Here is a 16,608-nt window from a genome sequence, read left to right as displayed (position 1 = left end):
GTAAGGTTCGTTACTAAAAAGCTAACCGCTGATGGCCAAAATTAAGTAAAGTAGCGGTTATAGTCAAGTTCCTATAAATTAGATACAGTATTAGCTTACAGCTACGTTTAGCTCGTCACTACTAGGTCGTGGTTTCTCCAAAATAAAAACACGACCTAGAGTAAGATTTGTTCAATTTATAAAATTGTCACAACCATGTTCTAAGAGGTAAATAATGACACGGATGCATTTGCGCACTGCTATTTTTGGTTCATCACGCCGTATTACGACTGGCATTATGATTGCTGCCTGTGTTGTCAGTACAGGTTGTGCCACCAACTATCTGACCAACAGTACAGAAGGGACTTATGGTGTGCCAATGACTGAGCGCACGATTCCGCAGCGTCTGCTCGATCGTAGTATTGAACATACTGCCAAAATCAATGTATACGGGCTAAAAGAAGACTTGCAGCAAACCAGTCGTATGGGTATCGATAGCTTCAATAGCGAAGTGCTGCTCACAGGTGAAGTGCCAACTGAAACGCTCAAAGTAGAAGTAGAAAAAGTCGTTAGCTCTATGCCGGATGTACGCCGTGTCTACAATGAGATGGAAGTGAGTGCGTCAAAAGGGTATAGCTCAACGGTTCATGATGGTTATATCACTTCAAAGCTGCTGGCCAAAATAGCCGCTAGCGATGGTGTGAGTGCCTCACAAATTAAAGCCGTTACCAATAATGGTGTGGTCTACATTATGGGTCGTATGACACCCACTCAGCAGAGTCATCTGATTGATATCGCCAATAGCACTGTTGGGGTCACCGAGTTGGTATTGCTGACAACTGTCGTTGACGATAGAGGTGTCAAAATAAATAATGATGACATCATGTATGAGAATAATTTGGCCAATCCTGCAGTAGCCCCAGCTGCTCAAGATACTACTATCAGCACGGCAACGCCTATTGTCATAACGGAAGAAGAGGCCACTACTGCGCAGCCGTCATCAAGCCCTTATATTGACCTTTATCAGAATCAGTAGGCACTCTAGTTCGCTAAGCGATAAATGACGTTAATCACAATAAGCCTAAATAGTAATAACAGTAAAGGCACGAGAAATCTTTAACCAGTGGTTACTATATCAATAGTAAAACGTAGCAGAGTCAGCGCATTAGCCAACGATACTAATATTAAAAACATCATTGGCTAATGGATGAACCATTATCGCTGTTAGCCTGTTACTACTTATTGACAAATAAATATAATAGGATACTGGTCATGAAGGATTCACAGGCAAATATACAACCAAATGAAGAAACAAGCGTCATTGGTAATATAGGCATGCACAATAAACCTGCTCATAAGAAAACACGAACGTTGAGATTTGGTGGTGCGGCAATATTGGCATTGGGCAGTATCGCGCTAGCCACGCAAAACGCACAGGCATTATCACCGTTGGCTATCGTCAATGGGATTACTTCTAGTGGTGGCGTTGGAGTGAGTAAGGATATCTTATACGGTGATCAGCCTTCACAAGACTTAGATATCTATTATCCAAAACCGCTAGCACAAGCAATGAAATCTCAAAGTGCTATTAATACTAGCTATCCTATGGTGGTATTTGTCCATGGTGGTTCATGGGAGAGCGGCAATAAAGAACAATACGCCTTTGTTGGTCAGAGCTTAGCCAAAGCAGGGTACGTTACCGCAGTGATTAATTACCGTAAAGCGCCTGAGCACGTCTATCCTGATTATGTCAAAGATGCGGCTCAAGCGATTGCTTGGAGTGTTGAAAATGCGACCAGTCTTCATGCAGATCCGTCACGCCTAGCGGTGATTGGGCATTCTGCTGGCGCGTTTAATGCAGTAGCAGCCGTTGCCAACGAAGACTTTTTGTCGCCTTATGGTATTAAGCCAACAGATATTGCAGCCGTTATTGGGATTGCAGGTCCTTATAGCTATGATTTCCGCAAGTTCAGTAGTGCAACAGCGTTTGGCCCCAATGCCACACCTGATCAGGTGATGCCAGATCGTCAGATTAAAGGTGCGCAGCCGCCCTATTTATTATTAACGGCGGAAAAAGACAAAATTGTACATGTGACTAATACAATCAAAATGACAGAAGCGTTTAAAAAAGCAGGCGTAACCGTTGAAACGGGCGAAATCGAAGGGGCCAGTCACGCAACCAGTATTGGTGCGATGGCACCGCCGCTACGCTGGGTCAATGATGTACGTGCGCAAGTATTGAAGTACTTGGATAAAACGCTCAAATAGCTTATCACTATGCATATCGACGACTTTTGACCATTTAGTTGATAGTACTGTCTTAATGCTCAAACACACTTGAGTAAGACAGTACTGTAAGATATGCAAACTCTTGTTATAATGTCATCACTTTAAATTTATACCCTATTCTAAACTTTAAGGCAGACTATTCTATGAGCATGAACGCTGACGATTTGATCGCATTTTTACAGACTTACTTCCCAGACGCTTTTATTCAAGCTGCCAACCAAGGTAATAAGTTTGACGTACGCGTGGTCGATGCCAGCTTTGAAGGCAAACGCGCGGTTCAACGTCAGCAAGCAGTATATGCGTTAGTCAATGATAAGATTGCGAGTGGCGATATTCACGCACTCAATATCCAAGCGCTGACGCCTGCTGAGTGGGACGTTCAATCAAAAGGCTAATTAAATAGCTGTCTATATGACTAGATATTGCTGAATCGGCCATATGTATGGTTGAGAGCTGTGGTTCTGGTTTTCATAATTTTCTATACTCATCGCTAGGTTGTCACCTTTATGGATCAATTTTTAATCACTGGTAGTAGTCGTATCGCAGGGGAAGTCACCATCTCAGGCGCCAAAAATGCCGCTTTGCCGTTACTCGCAGCTATGATATTGGCTGAGACTCCAACGACACTGCATAACGTGCCGTCACTACAAGACGTGCGAACGTTGATTGAATTGATCGGTGGCATGGGTATCAAAATCCAGAAGCAAGGTGATACGGTCACTTGCGATACCAAGAGTATCGATAATTTTTATGCCCCATATGATTTGGTCAAAACCATGCGCGCATCAATCTTGGTGCTAGGGCCGTTACTGGCACGTTTTGGCGAAGCTGAAGTCTCATTGCCAGGTGGTTGTGCGATTGGTTCACGCCCTGTTGATCAGCATCTAAAGGCTTTTGAAGCGATGGGTGCCGAAATCAGTGTGGAAAATGGCTATGTAAAAGCTCAAGCACCAAAAGGTGGCAAGCTATTAGGCTGTAATTTCTCATTTGATATGATTACTGTTGGCGGTACTGAAAACGTCATCATGGCAGCAGCATTGGCCAAAGGCACAACTGTCTTAGGCAATTGTGCGTTAGAGCCAGAAGTGGTTGATTTGGCCAATATGTTGGTTGCAATGGGTGCCAAAATAAGCGGTATCGGTACATCAACGATGACCATCGAAGGGGTAGAGCGTCTACACGGCTGTGAGTACTCAGTTGTCCCTGACCGTATCGAAACAGGCTCATACCTTGCTGGTGCCTTGATGACACGTGGTGATGTATTGACCAAAAAAACATCTGCTCTATTGTTGACGCCAGTGCTAGAGAAGTTTGAAGATATGGGTGCAACTATCACGAGCGGTGATGACTGGATTCGCGCACAAATGAAAAGCCGTCCGAAGGCGGTTGATATCCGTACTCAGCCACATCCTGGTTTCCCAACGGATATGCAAGCTCAGCTAATGGCGATTGCTTGCTTAGCGGACGGTACGAGTACTTTTATCGAAAACATTTTCGAAAACCGCTATATGCATGTACCAGAGCTCAATCGTTTGGGCGCGTCTATTCAGGTTGATGGTCACACTGCGGTAGTAAGAGGTGTGGAAAACTTTACTGCAGCCCCAGTCATGGCGACGGATTTACGCGCGTCTATGTCATTGGTAATGGCAGCGGCGACTGCTGAAGGCAAGAGCTTAATCGATCGTATTTATCACATCGACCGTGGTTATGAGCATGTTGAAGACAAGCTGCGTAGCTTAGGCGTGAACATCGAGCGTATTAATACCAACGCTTAATATTGATTGACTCAATATCGACTGTTACCCATATTACGTTATAAATTAAAAACTCTCCTTTCAATAGGGGACTGCACATGGACACGATGTCATTATGACTGAGACAAGCAAATCTTTACCAGCCAGCGGTTTATTAAACGAAGTAAACGATGAGTTTTCAGGTCTAACCTTGGCTTTATCAAAAGGCCGTATTTTAGAAGAGACCATGCCACTGCTACGTGCAGCTGGTGTTGATCTTTTAGAAGATCCTGAAGCGTCACGTAAACTTATTTTCCCAACCTCAAATCCAAATGTGCGTGTATTGATTTTGCGTGCCAGCGACGTGCCGACCTATGTCGAACATGGCGCTGCTGACTTTGGGGTGGCAGGTAAAGATGTGCTGCTCGAGCATGGTGCCAATCATGTTTATGAGTTGCTCGATTTGCAGATTGCACAGTGTAAACTGATGACTGCGGGTGTGAAAGATGCACCGCTGCCAAATCGTCGCCTGCGTATCGCGACCAAATATGTCAATGTCGCTCGTGCTTATTTTGCGAGTCAAGGTCAGCAGGTTGATGTCATTAAGCTTTATGGTTCAATGGAGCTTGCGCCATTGGTTGGTTTAGGCGATCTGATTGTCGATGTGGTCGACACGGGCAACACATTGCGCGCCAATGGTCTTGAAGCACGCGATCATATTTGCGATGTTTCATCACGTCTGATTGTCAATCAAGTGAGCTATAAGCGCAAATTTGCATTACTCGAACCAATCTTAGATAGCTTTAAAAATAGTATCGCCAATGGCTAATAATCCGGTGCGAGTCATTGGTAATATAAAGCATGGTTATACAAATTTTTAAACCAGTTTAGCAGGCTATGAGTGACGTAGCGTGCTAAACTGGTTTTGTTGTCTTAGCTTGCGAAAACATAAAAACACCGTACAATTCAGACAAGAAAACATCTAATAAGCCGTAATATTTTGAAAGATAAACCTACTTTACTCAGTTCCAAACCGTTCATTTTTAGCACTACTTTATGCTCAGATATAGGATTAGGTCATGCGCCAGTTAAGTACCCAAAATGCCGATTTTGATAGTCAATTGACACAGTTGCTTGCCTTTGAAACAGTCAATGATGCTGAACTACTACATACCGTCGATGATATCATCGCGCAAGTACGTGCTGATGGTGATAACGTCGTATTGGCATTGACTCAGCAGTTTGACCAGCATCCAGCAGCGTCGATGCAAGAGTTAGAGCTGTCTAAAGAAGCGCTTGCTGAAGCGTTTGCCAATCTTGATGAAAAAGTAAAAACAGCATTGACTACAGCAGCGACTCGGGTACAGACATTCCATGAGCGCCAAGTACAAGAAACATGGCAGTATGAGGATGAGCTAGGCAACCGATTGGGTCAAAAAGTAACGCCACTTGATCGCGTTGGGATTTATGTGCCGGGTGGTCTGGCCTCTTACCCTTCTTCAGTATTGATGAATGCTATTCCTGCTAAGGTAGCTGGCGTCACTGAAGTCATCATGGTCGTACCAGCGCCAAAAGGGGTGCTCAATCCTTTGGTATTGGCAGCAGCACATTTGGCCCAAGTTGACCGTGTCTTTACCATTGGCGGCGCGCAGGCGGTAGCAGCTTTAGCCTATGGCACTGAGACCATTCCAGCCGTGGACAAAATTACAGGGCCGGGTAATAAGTATGTCGCGGCAGCCAAACGAGCAGTATTTGGACAAGTCGGCATTGATATGATTGCAGGTCCCTCAGAAGTGTTGGTATATGCAGAGGGTGAAGCGCAAGATCGAGCTGATTGGCTCGCGATGGATTTGTTGTCGCAAGCAGAGCACGACCGTATCGCTCAAGCCATCTTTGTGACGACCAGTGAAGAGCAGCTAAAAGAAGTCGCGTTAGAGATAGAAAGAGCACTCGCTGAGCTACCAAAAGCAGATATCGCACGCGATTCGCTACAAAATCGTGGTGCACTTATATTAGTGAAAGATCGTAGCGAAGGTATGGCACTTATTAATCGTATCGCTCCTGAACATTTAGAGTTATCTGTTGATAATCCTGACGCACTGTTAAACGATATTCGTCATGCAGGTGCCATCTTTATGGGTCGTCATACGCCCGAAGCTATTGGGGATTACTGTGCAGGGCCAAATCATGTACTGCCAACATCCGGTACCGCGCGATTCTCTTCTCCGTTAGGTGTTTACGATTTTCAAAAGAAATCATCCATTATTTATTGCAGTGAATCTGGTAGTAAGCCTTTGGCTGAGACAGCTGATATTTTAGCGCAGCGTGAGGACTTAGAAGCCCATGCGCGTTCAGCTCGTTATCGTTATCAGTAATTGATTTTGAATTTTTAGCTTTTACTTTTGATATTTATTTTTAATAGTCTTTTTGGCTAATAGTAGGATAATTTATGAGTGAGTCAAAAATAGACACCAGACTGTGGTCGTCTAAAGCACGCAACTTGTCACCTTATGTTCCAGGTGAGCAGCCGCAACACGACAATCTATGCAAACTAAATACCAATGAAAACCCGTTTCCACCCTCGCCAAAAGTAGGGGAGGCTATTGCCAAGGTCTTGGAACAGCAAGCTGATGAGTTACGTTTGTATCCTGCTCCTGAATCTAATGACCTACGTGCTGCATTAGCACAGTCATACAACCTTGATATCAATCAAGTATTCGTTGGTAATGGTTCAGATGAAGTCTTGGCGTTAGTCTTTGCTAGCTTCTTTTTAAAAGAGCGTCCGCTGCTATCACCTGATATTGGTTACAGTTTTTATCCAGTATATGCACAGACGTTCGGTGTAGAGCTTGTACAGATTCCTCTAGAAGAAGACTTTAGCATTGACCCTGATGCTTATCGTCAGCCTTGTAGCGGTATTATCATCGCCAACCCTAATGCGCCAACGGGCTTGCTATTATCACTTGCTGATATTCGTAAACTTGCGAGTGAGCATTCTAATGCGGTCATTGTTATTGACGAAGCGTATATCGATTTTGCTCAGATAGATGAAAGCAATGCAGACCTGCCAGTCTCAGCAGTTAGCCTAATCAATGAGTGTGATAACGTTATCGTGACCCAAACCTTTTCAAAATCACGCTCGCTTGCTGGATTGCGGGTTGGTATGGCTTTTGGTAATGCATCGTTGATTGAAGCACTAACACGTATGAAAAACAGCTTTAATAGTTATCCATTGGATAAGTTGGCTCAGGCTGGGGCGACTGCGAGTGTGTTAGATACTGAATACTTTGAGCAGACCCGTCAGCAAGTCATTGATTTACGTACGTCGATAACAGCAGAGTTGACGACATTGGGTTACAAGGTCCTACCGTCACATGCCAACTTCATATTCGCTCGTCCAAAAGATGGCAATGCTAGCGCTGTTGCGAGTGCGTTACGCGAGCAAGGCATTATCGTTCGCCATTTTGATAAGCCGCGTATTGCAGAGTATTTGCGTATTACCATCGGTACAGCAGAGCAGAATAACCGTTTAATTGATGCTCTAAAAGCCTTGCAAGTCGATGCTAGCGTTGTTGCTGAATAATACTATGTTGATAGCTTAATATAGAATGTGAATAAATAAGTCTATTTATTCAAAATGCAAAACACTATCGATAAGTCTTAAAAATAAAGCCTGCTAACGTAAAGTTGGCAGGCTTTTTTAATTTCAAATTAGCAATAATATTTGAGTTCGCTATCTTAGGTTTTTTGAGCCAGTACTGATAATAAATTACCTACTTTATCTAAGCATTCTTGGTATTCAGCATCACAATCGGACGCGACCGTAATACCGCCACCTGCCCACAGGTTAACGTGTCTTTCTTTATTACAGTCGTCATTCGACAAAGCGTTGGCTTGCAATGTACGAATGAGTACATTCCATTGACCACTACCATCAAAATTCATATAACCCATAGTGCCGCAATAAGCACCGCGTGGCGTAGACTCCAGTTCAGCAATGATCTCAACGGCGCGTTTTTTTGGTGTGCCAGTGATAGAGCCAGCAGGCAGACTACCAAACAATACAGCCAATGGATGAGTATCAGTTTTTAGCTCAGCAGTAATAGTACTAACCATATGATGCACATTGCTAAAGCTCTCAATCGCAAATAACTGTGGTACTTTTACACTGCCAATTTTGGCGTATTTGCCCAAATCATTGCGCAGTAAATCCACAATCATGACATTTTCGGCGCGGTCTTTTTCGCTATTGACCAGTTGCTGCTTATACATCTCATCTTGCTCGTCAGTAGTACCTCGCGGCATGGTTCCCTTGATAGGCTTTGTGCGAATAGAGTGTTTGCCAGTGTCGACCTCTCTAGTGAATGTGAAAAACAACTCAGGTGAGCAGCTTAGCAATTCAAAATGATTGCTGTCTGCGTTAAAGCTGTTGCTTCTATTTAGATAATCACCATCATTGCCCTTAACGCTCACATATCCTGCAAAAGGCGCTTTTGTATTGCGATATAGCGCAGGCAAATAGTCAATAAGCGAAAAGGCTGATTGAACATCGTTATTTTCGCGCGCTAAACTGCCAGACCATTTCTGTGTCAGGTTTATCTGATAGCAGTCACCTTGTTGTAGATAGTCTTGTGTGCGATTAAATGCTTGTTGATAATCAAGCTTACTCCATCGCGGACTTAAAACTAGGGGAGTAATACTTGATGCATCTTTAAACTGTGACGGATTGAGATATTTATCAGACAGTTTTTGATCCAGTTCATCTAGGTAAGAGGTAAGAGTATTTATAAGAATATCGTTTTTTTTATGACCAATATTCTCAGAAACGTCAGCATCAGTCAGATGAGTCTTTAATTCCCAACCTGTATCAGTATGTGCCGTAGGTGTTAGATAAATATCATAATGCCCTAATGAAGCACACGGCTGCATTGCCAATTCAATCCTATCGGCAGGGCTTAGTTCGAGAGCTGCAATATCATAACCAATAAAACCGATTAGCCCATGATGATAACTGGGTTTTGGGCTTTCTTCGTTATTGATATATGGGGTGTCGTGATTAACTTCTTGAGCGTTACTATAAGCGACTAGCTCTTCTTGCCACTCTAGATAGCTCATATAAGCTGTCGTGCCAGCATAACTATTATTAGCGCTATTTACATTAGTATCGCGACTCAAGTCAGTATTGCGACAACTCTTAATCACCTTGTAAATATTGTGTAAATCACTAGAATCTTGCTCATCATTGGGATATACAGACCAGCTGATTTTTGGGAGTAAACCAATCACGGGTCGACCATCATTATTAAGCCAAATAAGTTGCCAGTTGGCTTCAGTATCTTTTGCTATTAGATGACTTTGCAGTTGTGGTATTAATTCGGCAGCCGTTAGCTCACCAAAACGCCAGCTAGGTTGAGTAGCTGGCGATAGGGCAGAAACTGTCTGCTCAGTATTCTTATGATTTTCTGCGGGCATAATTTACGCGTCAAACTTTTTGATAATTAAGGTAGCATTCGTACCACCAAAGCCAAAGCTATTACTCATCAAGGTTTCGAGATTGGCATCACGTTTTTCGGTGACGATATCAAAGCCTTCAGCCGCAGGGTCTAAGTTTTCAACATTAATACTTGGCGCGATAAAGCCTTCTTGTAGCATCAATAGGCAATAGATTAATTCTTGCGCACCGACGGCACCTAAGCTGTGACCGGTCATCGATTTGGTTGAGCTGATAGGCGGTACTTTGCTGACATCATTACCGAATACTTTAGCAATCGCTTTAAGCTCAGTGATATCACCTAGTGGCGTACTCGTACCATGGCTGTTGATATAATCGACGCTTTCTAGACCAGCTTCGGCTAGTGCTTGCTGCATACAGCGTACTGCGCCTTCACCGCTTGGTGCGACCATTTCTGCACCATCAGAGCTGGCACCGTAGCCGACGATTTCAGCCAATATATTGGCATCGCGTGCTTGAGCATGTTCTAGGCTTTCTACAACAACCATCGCGCCACCAGCAGCAATCACAAAACCATCACGGTCTTTGTCATAAGCTCTTGAGGCAAGTTTTGGCGTGTCATTATACTGAGTACTAACTGCGCCCATCGCATCAAACATACAAGACTGCGTCCAGTGTTCCGCTTCACTACCACCAGCGAGGACGATATCGGCTTTGCCTAACTGAATAAGCTCAGCGGCATGACCGATACAATGCGTTGACGTCGCGCAAGCAGAGGCAAGAGAGTAGGACACTCCTTGAATTTTTAGACCAGTGGCTAATGCGGCGGATACCGAGCTGCCCATGGTTTTTGGTACTGCCATCGCACCGACACCGCGCAGACCTTTTTCACGCATCGCATCTATCGCATTGACGATATTTTCTGTCGATGCACCGCCCGAGCTGGCTACGACGCCCACACGTGGATTGCTATTGATAGTCTCAAGCGATAAGCCAGCGTGCTCAATCGCATTTAGGGCGCTGACATACGCATAGAGGCTGGCATCACTAAAGAAGCGCTTTAACTTACGATCTATAGCGGAGGTGTCGAGTTCGGCTTTATCGATACTGCCACTAATGTGTGATTTAAATTCATGTTCAGCATAAGAGTCATTAAATGTAATGCCAGACTGACCTTCTTTGAGGGCAGTGGTGACAGTATCTAAATCATGTCCAATACAAGAGACAATCCCTGCTCCAGTAATAACGACGCGGCGCATATGCTATTCCTTATAAGTAACGACTTGCTAGCAGTTGGTTGCAATAATCGTGGTAAATCTATATATGATGTTTAACTATGAGTTAATTCGAGCATTATAATGAAAAAATAGTCTATGTAGATAACGATAGCATGAATTTAGGTAACTAAATTCTGTTAACGATCTATCAGAGGCAATATAAATTCAGTGTACAATTATGCTCTCAGTTACGGCACATGATAACGTATCAAGCACTGAAAATCTTTGGACAAGTGTAAAATAACGACAAAATAACACTTATGACTGAGTTTTGAGTGAAGAGAAGAGAAGTAAGACTAGCTACTGACTATGGACGGAATTATACTTTAGATACAAAATTTGTGATTCTAATAACATTGTTCGCACTGACACCAGTTACGATAACTGGCTAAAATAATAAGTTCACTATTATTAATAATAAATTATCGCATTAAAATACAACTATATTAAAAACCAACTCATCATATTAAGGACATCACGATGGCAAAGCGTAGTACTCTTTCTAAAAGCATCAATACCATTGGCTCTTTCACTCGAAACAACCTAGAGCGCGTAGGGGCTATGATTGACAGCGTAAATGCCAAAACAGGCAAACCGCGTCAATATAAAGCCGTAGATCTAGGCGATGAAGACTACCAACAAGACTTGTTTCGTGAGCAAACACTAAAGGCGACGCAGCAACTGTTAGGACCACGCTTTGCTACTTATGGTAAATATGCCAAGAAAGTCGTACCGAATAGTTTTTTTCAATCAACAGTTGATGGTGCATTTGCCCAAGTGGCCAACCTCGCTGCCAACTGGAGTCAACTAGACTTACCTAATGAACATCGTTTTGCTAACATTGCTACTTTAGATGACGAAGAGCGTTATGCGCTAGCTACTGATATTGCCAACCAAAATCGTGCGCTTGCGATGATGGGTGGTTTGACGGGTTTAGCAGGTCTACCAGGTTTGCTAGCTGATACATTATGGCTATTGCTGGTTTCATTACGTACGGTTTACCAGATTGCTGCTGTATACAATAAGCCGCTGACAGGTAAGCAAGGCGTCAAGATGGCATACGAGTTACTATCAAACGCTGATTTGAGCAAAATGCAAGAAAAACAAGCGCTGCTAGCTGGTCTAGGTATTGGTAAAGGTTTGCTTGATAATGCTCAGAGCAATGGACTACATAGTGAACTTAAGAATCTCGGTCTAAAAAATAAAAATGTAAATTTTTATGCTGCGCAAATAGACAAAGTCGCAAGCCAAGTAGGTGTAGATTTAGATCAGATCAACTTATCATGGGTTCGTCGTTTTATTCCTGTCACCGCCGTAGCGATCGGCATGCACTATAATAGCCAATTGATTGATGAAGTGATTGGTGTTGCTCAGGCGACCTTTGCACCAGAAGCAAAATTGGCCAATCGTGCCATTACTGATGACAGCAGCAGTGAGGCTAAAGTAGAAAAGGCTAGTACTGATGAGGCGAAAAAAGACACAGAGCGCCAAGAAAAAAGCAGTGATTCAGAAAAAGCCCCTAATAAAGAAGAAACCAGTAAAGAAGAAACTAGCAGTAAAAAAGACGCAGACAAGCAAACGACTGATAAAAAAGCCAAGTAATAAACATATTATTTGCTAGTTGGGTTATAGCTTTATAAGCATGATGGTATTTATCTTAGTTTGATTGAGCAACACGACTTGAAAATTAGGATAAATACCACCACTTAGTTACTATCAAGTACCATTTCAATGTTAAACATCTTTTCTTAATGATGCTTGAGCTCACTTTGTTTGCTTTATTTATTACGCTATTTTTCGGCGAAAAATCTATAAAGTGATACAATGAGAGGCTGAATGCATATCTATCAAATGTTGTAAAGCGAAACCATTCATAAGTGGTTGAAATAGCAGCAACAACTCTTTATAATACACTGTCCTAAAAATGGGTGCCCCGAAATCTGCAATTATTGTCAGATAGATGGTGCATTGGCCCATTTTTTTGTTTTATACCAAACGGGAGAAGGATGCCTTATGGCAACAACTAACCAATTGATTCGTAAAGGTCGCAAAACCATCAAGGAAAAGTCAAAAGTTCCTGCGTTGGAAGCGTGCCCACAGCGTCGCGGTGTATGTACTCGTGTATATACTACCACGCCAAAAAAACCTAACTCTGCCATGCGTAAAGTATGTCGTGTACGTTTGACTTCAGGCTATGAAGTATCAAGCTATATCGGCGGCGAAGGTCATAACCTACAAGAGCACAGTGTTGTTCTAATCCGTGGTGGTCGTGTAAAAGATCTACCAGGTGTACGTTATCACACTGTTCGCGGTGCATTAGATTGCGCAGGCGTTAAAGACCGTAAGCAAGGTCGCTCTAAGTACGGTGCTAAGAAGCCTAAAGTTTAATAACTAAACGTTATTAACTAAGCTTTTTGCACTACCCAATAACTGTGCATGGGTTTGGTGTCAGTAGTAATATCGCTTTTATATAAATATATATCTGTGATTTGCTCTTAAAACATACCACCATGCAGTAAGGCTAACTGATAACTCGCTATTTTTTATTAAGAAATATAGTCGATGTTATGAATGTTAGACACTCCTGAAGACAAGGAAATTTATTATGCCAAGACGTCGCGTCGTTGCTGCCCGTGAGATCCTACCGGATCCTAAGTTTGGTAGCCAAACTGTTGCAAAATTCATCAACCATGTAATGAGTGATGGTAAAAAATCTACTGCTGAGCGTATCGTTTACGGTGCACTTGAGACAGTAAGTGAGAAGCGTAAAGTTGAAGATCCAGTATCTTTCTTCGAAGAAGTACTAGAAAATGTACGCCCAATGGTAGAAGTAAAAGCTCGCCGCGTTGGCGGTGCAACCTATCAAGTACCAATGGAAGTACGCCCCTCCCGTCGTACTGCATTGGCTATGCGTTGGTTAGCTGAAGCTGCTGCTAAGCGTTCTGAAAAATCAATGGCTTTGCGTTTAGCTGGCGAATTGAATGATGCTGCTGATGGCAAAGGCGCTGCTATGAAAAAGCGTGACGAAGTTCACCGCATGGCAGATGCTAACAAAGCATTCTCTCATTACCGTTTCTAAGCTACTTTTTAATAGTAGCTTGAGATTAGAGGCTCAAGCCATTTAATCTTACATTGTTGTTTATTCTATTGATTGCCGCCATCATCATTCGGTCATATATAAATGTTATTTATTGATGACTGAGGTGGCGGACATCTATTCAGATGTCTCTCTTAACAAATACAGTTTTTGCTGGAGAGCATCCCAAATTTGATGCCGCACTATTCTTAGTATTTGCTCTTTTTTTGTCCGTATTAGGCTCAATAATCAGTAAGTAATATTACGAAGCTGAACGCTTTGTCATAGAGTATGAGGTAGAGACACAATACATTATTATATACACGACTTTTCCTAGGAAAACACTATGGCTCGTAAAACTCCCCTAAAACGCTATCGCAATATTGGTATCTCAGCGCACATCGATGCTGGTAAGACAACCACTACAGAGCGTGTTTTATTCTATACCGGTGTTAGCCACAAAATTGGCGAAGTACATGATGGCGCAGCCACTATGGACTGGATGGAGCAAGAACAAGAGCGTGGTATTACTATTACCTCAGCGGCAACAACTTGTTTTTGGTCAGGTATGGCTAAACAGTTTGACGAACACCGTATCAACATCATCGATACCCCAGGTCACGTTGACTTCACGATCGAAGTTGAACGTTCTATGCGTGTACTTGATGGCGCTTGCATGGTTTACTGTGCAGTAGGCGGCGTTCAGCCACAGTCTGAGACCGTATGGCGTCAGGCGAACAAATATAAAGTACCACGTCTTGCATTTGTAAACAAAATGGATCGTGTTGGTGCTGATTTCTATCGTGTTATCGAACAGATTAAAACTCGTTTGGGTGGTAACCCTGTACCATTGGTTATTCCAATCGGTAAAGAAGATGACTTCGAAGGCGTTGTTGATCTAGTAACCATGAAAGCTATCTATTGGGACGAAGCGTCTCAAGGTATGCAGTATGATGAGCGTGAAATCCCAACTGAACTACAAGAAAAAGCAGCAGAATACCGCGAGCATCTTGTAGAAAGCGCTGCTGAAGCAAACGAAGAGTTGATGAACGAATACCTAGAAAACGGTGAATTGACTGTAGAACAAATTCACGGTGCTATTCGTCAGTTAACCATCGATAACGAAATCATCCCGCTTCTTTGTGGTACTGCCTTTAAGAACAAAGGTGTACAGAAGATGCTAGATGCCGTTATTCAGTATCTACCTGCACCAATCGACGTACCTGCTATTAAAGGTATTCTTGATGACAAAGACGAAAGCGAAGGCAGCCGTGAAGCATCAGATGAAGCACCTTTCTCAGCACTAGCGTTCAAAATCATGAATGACAAATTCGTTGGTAACTTAACCTTCGTACGTGTTTATTCTGGTGTAATGAAGCAGGGTAGCAGTGTTTATAACCCAGTTAAGATGAAGCGTGAGCGTGTTGGCCGTATCGTACAGATGATGGCAAACTCTCAAGAAGAGCTTGCAGAGATTCGTACTGGTGATATCGCAGCTCTAGTCGGCATGAAAGATGTGACTACTGGTGATACGCTATGTGATGAAGACAACGTGATCACTCTTGAGCGTATGGAATTCCCAGATCCAGTTATCTCTCTAGCTGTTGAGCCGAAGACCAAAGCTGACCAAGAAAAAATGTCAATCGCTCTTGGCCGTTTGGCAAAAGAAGATCCATCGTTCCGTGTACACACTGACGAAGAATCTGGTCAGACGATCATCAGTGGTATGGGTGAGCTACATCTAGAGATTCTTGTTGACCGTATGAAGCGTGAATTCAACGTTGAAGCAAACATCGGTGCACCTCAGGTTGCTTATCGTGAGACGATTCGTAACACTGTTGAACAAGAAGGCAAATTCGTACGTCAAACAGGTGGTCGTGGTAAGTTTGGTCACGTTTGGTTACGTCTTGAGCCACTTGACCCAGCTGGCGACACTGAATATGAATTCGCTGAAGAAGTTGTTGGTGGTACTGTACCAAAAGAATTCCACGGTGCTGTTGATAAAGGTATCCAAGAGCGCATGAAAAACGGCGTACTTGCAGGCTACCCAGTAGTTGGCGTAAAAGCGACCTTGTATGATGGTTCTTATCATGACGTTGACTCTGATGAATTGTCATTTAAGATGGCTGGTTCTATGGCCTTCAGAAAAGGTTTCTTAGCAGCTGATCCAGCGCTACTTGAGCCAGTAATGAAAGTAGAAGTTGAAACACCTGAAGACTACATGGGCGACATCATGGGCGATCTTAACCGTCGTCGTGGTTTGGTACAGGGTATGGAAGATCTACCTGGCGGTACTAAACAGATTCGTGCTGAAGTACCATTAGCGGAAATGTTTGGTTATGCCACTCAAATGCGCTCTATGTCACAAGGCCGTGCAACTTACTCAATGGAATTCCAAAAGTACGCTGAAATTCCAAAATCAGTTGCTGCTGAAATCATCTCTAAGTTCAACTCTAAAGATGATGACGAGTAAATAAAACTTACTGAAGGTGACAATATAGAGTGCGTCTGTGTATTGTCACTAAAGAATACGCCAATAACTTGTTAAAAGACTTGTTATTGGCCGCGATTTTCTTATAATATCTGCACATTAGTATGTGCAACCTTTTAACAATTATCTTAATGTGGTCAAAATCGTCTTAATTATCATATTTATATGAGTTAAGTCTTGAACCCCAAAAAAAGAGGAAATACCCATGGCAAAGGCCAAGTTTGAACGTAACAAGCCACACGTCAACGTCGGTACAATCGGACACGTTGACCATGGTAAAACAACCCTTACCGCTGCAATCGCAACCGTAG

At 43.0% G+C, this 16,608-nt stretch carries 14 protein-coding genes; 12 read left to right on the top strand and 2 right to left on the bottom strand.

What is annotated here, in order from left to right; all coding sequences use genetic code 11:
- The first annotated feature begins 214 nt into the window (after window positions 1-214).
- From JMX91_RS12470 to hisC, 7 genes are all read left to right on the top strand, one after another.
- Window positions 215-1,015, top strand: coding sequence for a BON domain-containing protein (locus tag JMX91_RS12470; protein ID WP_201549454.1), 801 nt, complete (start codon window positions 215-217; stop codon window positions 1,013-1,015).
- 236 nt (window positions 1,016-1,251) lie between these two features.
- The gene (locus JMX91_RS12465; protein ID WP_227679416.1) at window positions 1,252-2,247 is read left to right on the top strand and encodes an alpha/beta hydrolase; all 996 of its coding nucleotides are present in this window, start codon (window positions 1,252-1,254) and stop codon (window positions 2,245-2,247) included.
- Between the two features lie 164 nt (window positions 2,248-2,411).
- Complete coding sequence (locus JMX91_RS12460) at window positions 2,412-2,663, top strand: BolA family protein (RefSeq protein ID WP_320157592.1); 252 nt, start codon at window positions 2,412-2,414, stop codon at window positions 2,661-2,663.
- Between the two features lie 111 nt (window positions 2,664-2,774).
- A complete protein-coding gene (gene murA, locus JMX91_RS12455) occupies window positions 2,775-4,043 on the top strand; it encodes a UDP-N-acetylglucosamine 1-carboxyvinyltransferase (RefSeq protein WP_201549453.1) in 1,269 nt (422 codons plus the stop codon).
- A 94-nt stretch (window positions 4,044-4,137) separates the two neighbouring features.
- Complete coding sequence (gene hisG / locus JMX91_RS12450; protein WP_057761746.1) at window positions 4,138-4,830, top strand: ATP phosphoribosyltransferase; 693 nt, start codon at window positions 4,138-4,140, stop codon at window positions 4,828-4,830.
- A gap of 250 nt (window positions 4,831-5,080) precedes the next feature.
- Window positions 5,081-6,376 (top strand): histidinol dehydrogenase, encoded by a 1,296-nt coding sequence (gene hisD / locus JMX91_RS12445; protein ID WP_201549452.1) that lies wholly within the window; start codon window positions 5,081-5,083, stop codon window positions 6,374-6,376.
- 74 nt (window positions 6,377-6,450) lie between these two features.
- Window positions 6,451-7,584, top strand: a complete 1,134-nt coding sequence (gene hisC, locus JMX91_RS12440; RefSeq protein WP_201549451.1) for a histidinol-phosphate transaminase — start codon at window positions 6,451-6,453, stop codon at window positions 7,582-7,584.
- Between the two features lie 155 nt (window positions 7,585-7,739).
- Here hisC and JMX91_RS12435 read toward each other — a convergent pair whose 3' ends face one another.
- Window positions 7,740-9,473, bottom strand: coding sequence for an anthranilate synthase component I family protein (locus tag JMX91_RS12435; protein ID WP_201549449.1), 1,734 nt, complete (start codon window positions 9,471-9,473; stop codon window positions 7,740-7,742).
- Between the two features lie 3 nt (window positions 9,474-9,476).
- A complete protein-coding gene (locus tag JMX91_RS12430) occupies window positions 9,477-10,712 on the bottom strand; it encodes a beta-ketoacyl-ACP synthase II (RefSeq protein ID WP_201549447.1) in 1,236 nt (411 codons plus the stop codon).
- Window positions 10,713-11,210: 498 nt separating this feature from the next.
- Here JMX91_RS12430 and JMX91_RS12425 point away from each other — a divergent pair, with 498 nt between their 5' ends.
- The 5 genes from JMX91_RS12425 to JMX91_RS12405 form a co-directional block, all read left to right on the top strand.
- Window positions 11,211-12,332 carry an EcsC family protein gene (locus JMX91_RS12425; RefSeq protein ID WP_201549445.1) on the top strand — a complete coding sequence of 374 codons (1,122 nt, stop codon included), beginning with the start codon at window positions 11,211-11,213 and terminating at the stop codon, window positions 12,330-12,332.
- A 411-nt stretch (window positions 12,333-12,743) separates the two neighbouring features.
- Window positions 12,744-13,118, top strand: a complete 375-nt coding sequence (rpsL, locus tag JMX91_RS12420) for a 30S ribosomal protein S12 (RefSeq protein ID WP_011281154.1) — start codon at window positions 12,744-12,746, stop codon at window positions 13,116-13,118.
- A gap of 217 nt (window positions 13,119-13,335) precedes the next feature.
- Entirely contained in the window at window positions 13,336-13,809 is a 474-nt protein-coding gene (rpsG, locus tag JMX91_RS12415) for a 30S ribosomal protein S7 (RefSeq protein ID WP_057761735.1), read from the top strand.
- 343 nt (window positions 13,810-14,152) lie between these two features.
- Window positions 14,153-16,279: an elongation factor G gene (gene fusA / locus JMX91_RS12410; RefSeq protein ID WP_057761733.1), complete on the top strand. Its 2,127-nt coding sequence runs from the start codon at window positions 14,153-14,155 to the stop codon at window positions 16,277-16,279.
- A gap of 223 nt (window positions 16,280-16,502) precedes the next feature.
- On the top strand, window positions 16,503-16,608 hold a 106-nt coding region (locus tag JMX91_RS12405; protein ID WP_087553676.1), incomplete at its 3' end, for a GTP-binding protein.

Source organism: Psychrobacter sp. Pi2-1 (assembly GCF_904846645.1).
Taxonomy (GTDB): domain Bacteria; phylum Pseudomonadota; class Gammaproteobacteria; order Pseudomonadales; family Moraxellaceae; genus Psychrobacter.
The sequence above is the reverse complement of the archived record's forward strand: the minus strand, read 5'-3'. Positions and strand labels throughout refer to the sequence as shown.

Bases quoted from the DNA above. Each gene is read 5' to 3' on its own strand.
- JMX91_RS12470 (WP_201549454.1), top strand. From the start codon at position 215: ATGACACGGATGCATTTGCGCACTGCTATTTTTGGTTCATCACGCCGT.
- JMX91_RS12465 (WP_227679416.1), top strand. From the start codon at position 1,252: ATGAAGGATTCACAGGCAAATATACAACCAAATGAAGAAACAAGCGTC.
- JMX91_RS12460 (WP_320157592.1), top strand. From the start codon at position 2,412: ATGAGCATGAACGCTGACGATTTGATCGCATTTTTACAGACTTACTTC.
- murA (WP_201549453.1), top strand. From the start codon at position 2,775: ATGGATCAATTTTTAATCACTGGTAGTAGTCGTATCGCAGGGGAAGTC.
- hisG (WP_057761746.1), top strand. From the start codon at position 4,138: ATGACTGAGACAAGCAAATCTTTACCAGCCAGCGGTTTATTAAACGAA.
- hisD (WP_201549452.1), top strand. From the start codon at position 5,081: ATGCGCCAGTTAAGTACCCAAAATGCCGATTTTGATAGTCAATTGACA.
- hisC (WP_201549451.1), top strand. From the start codon at position 6,451: ATGAGTGAGTCAAAAATAGACACCAGACTGTGGTCGTCTAAAGCACGC.
- JMX91_RS12435 (WP_201549449.1), bottom strand. From the start codon at position 9,473: ATGCCCGCAGAAAATCATAAGAATACTGAGCAGACAGTTTCTGCCCTA.
- JMX91_RS12430 (WP_201549447.1), bottom strand. From the start codon at position 10,712: ATGCGCCGCGTCGTTATTACTGGAGCAGGGATTGTCTCTTGTATTGGA.
- JMX91_RS12425 (WP_201549445.1), top strand. From the start codon at position 11,211: ATGGCAAAGCGTAGTACTCTTTCTAAAAGCATCAATACCATTGGCTCT.
- rpsL (WP_011281154.1), top strand. From the start codon at position 12,744: ATGGCAACAACTAACCAATTGATTCGTAAAGGTCGCAAAACCATCAAG.
- rpsG (WP_057761735.1), top strand. From the start codon at position 13,336: ATGCCAAGACGTCGCGTCGTTGCTGCCCGTGAGATCCTACCGGATCCT.
- fusA (WP_057761733.1), top strand. From the start codon at position 14,153: ATGGCTCGTAAAACTCCCCTAAAACGCTATCGCAATATTGGTATCTCA.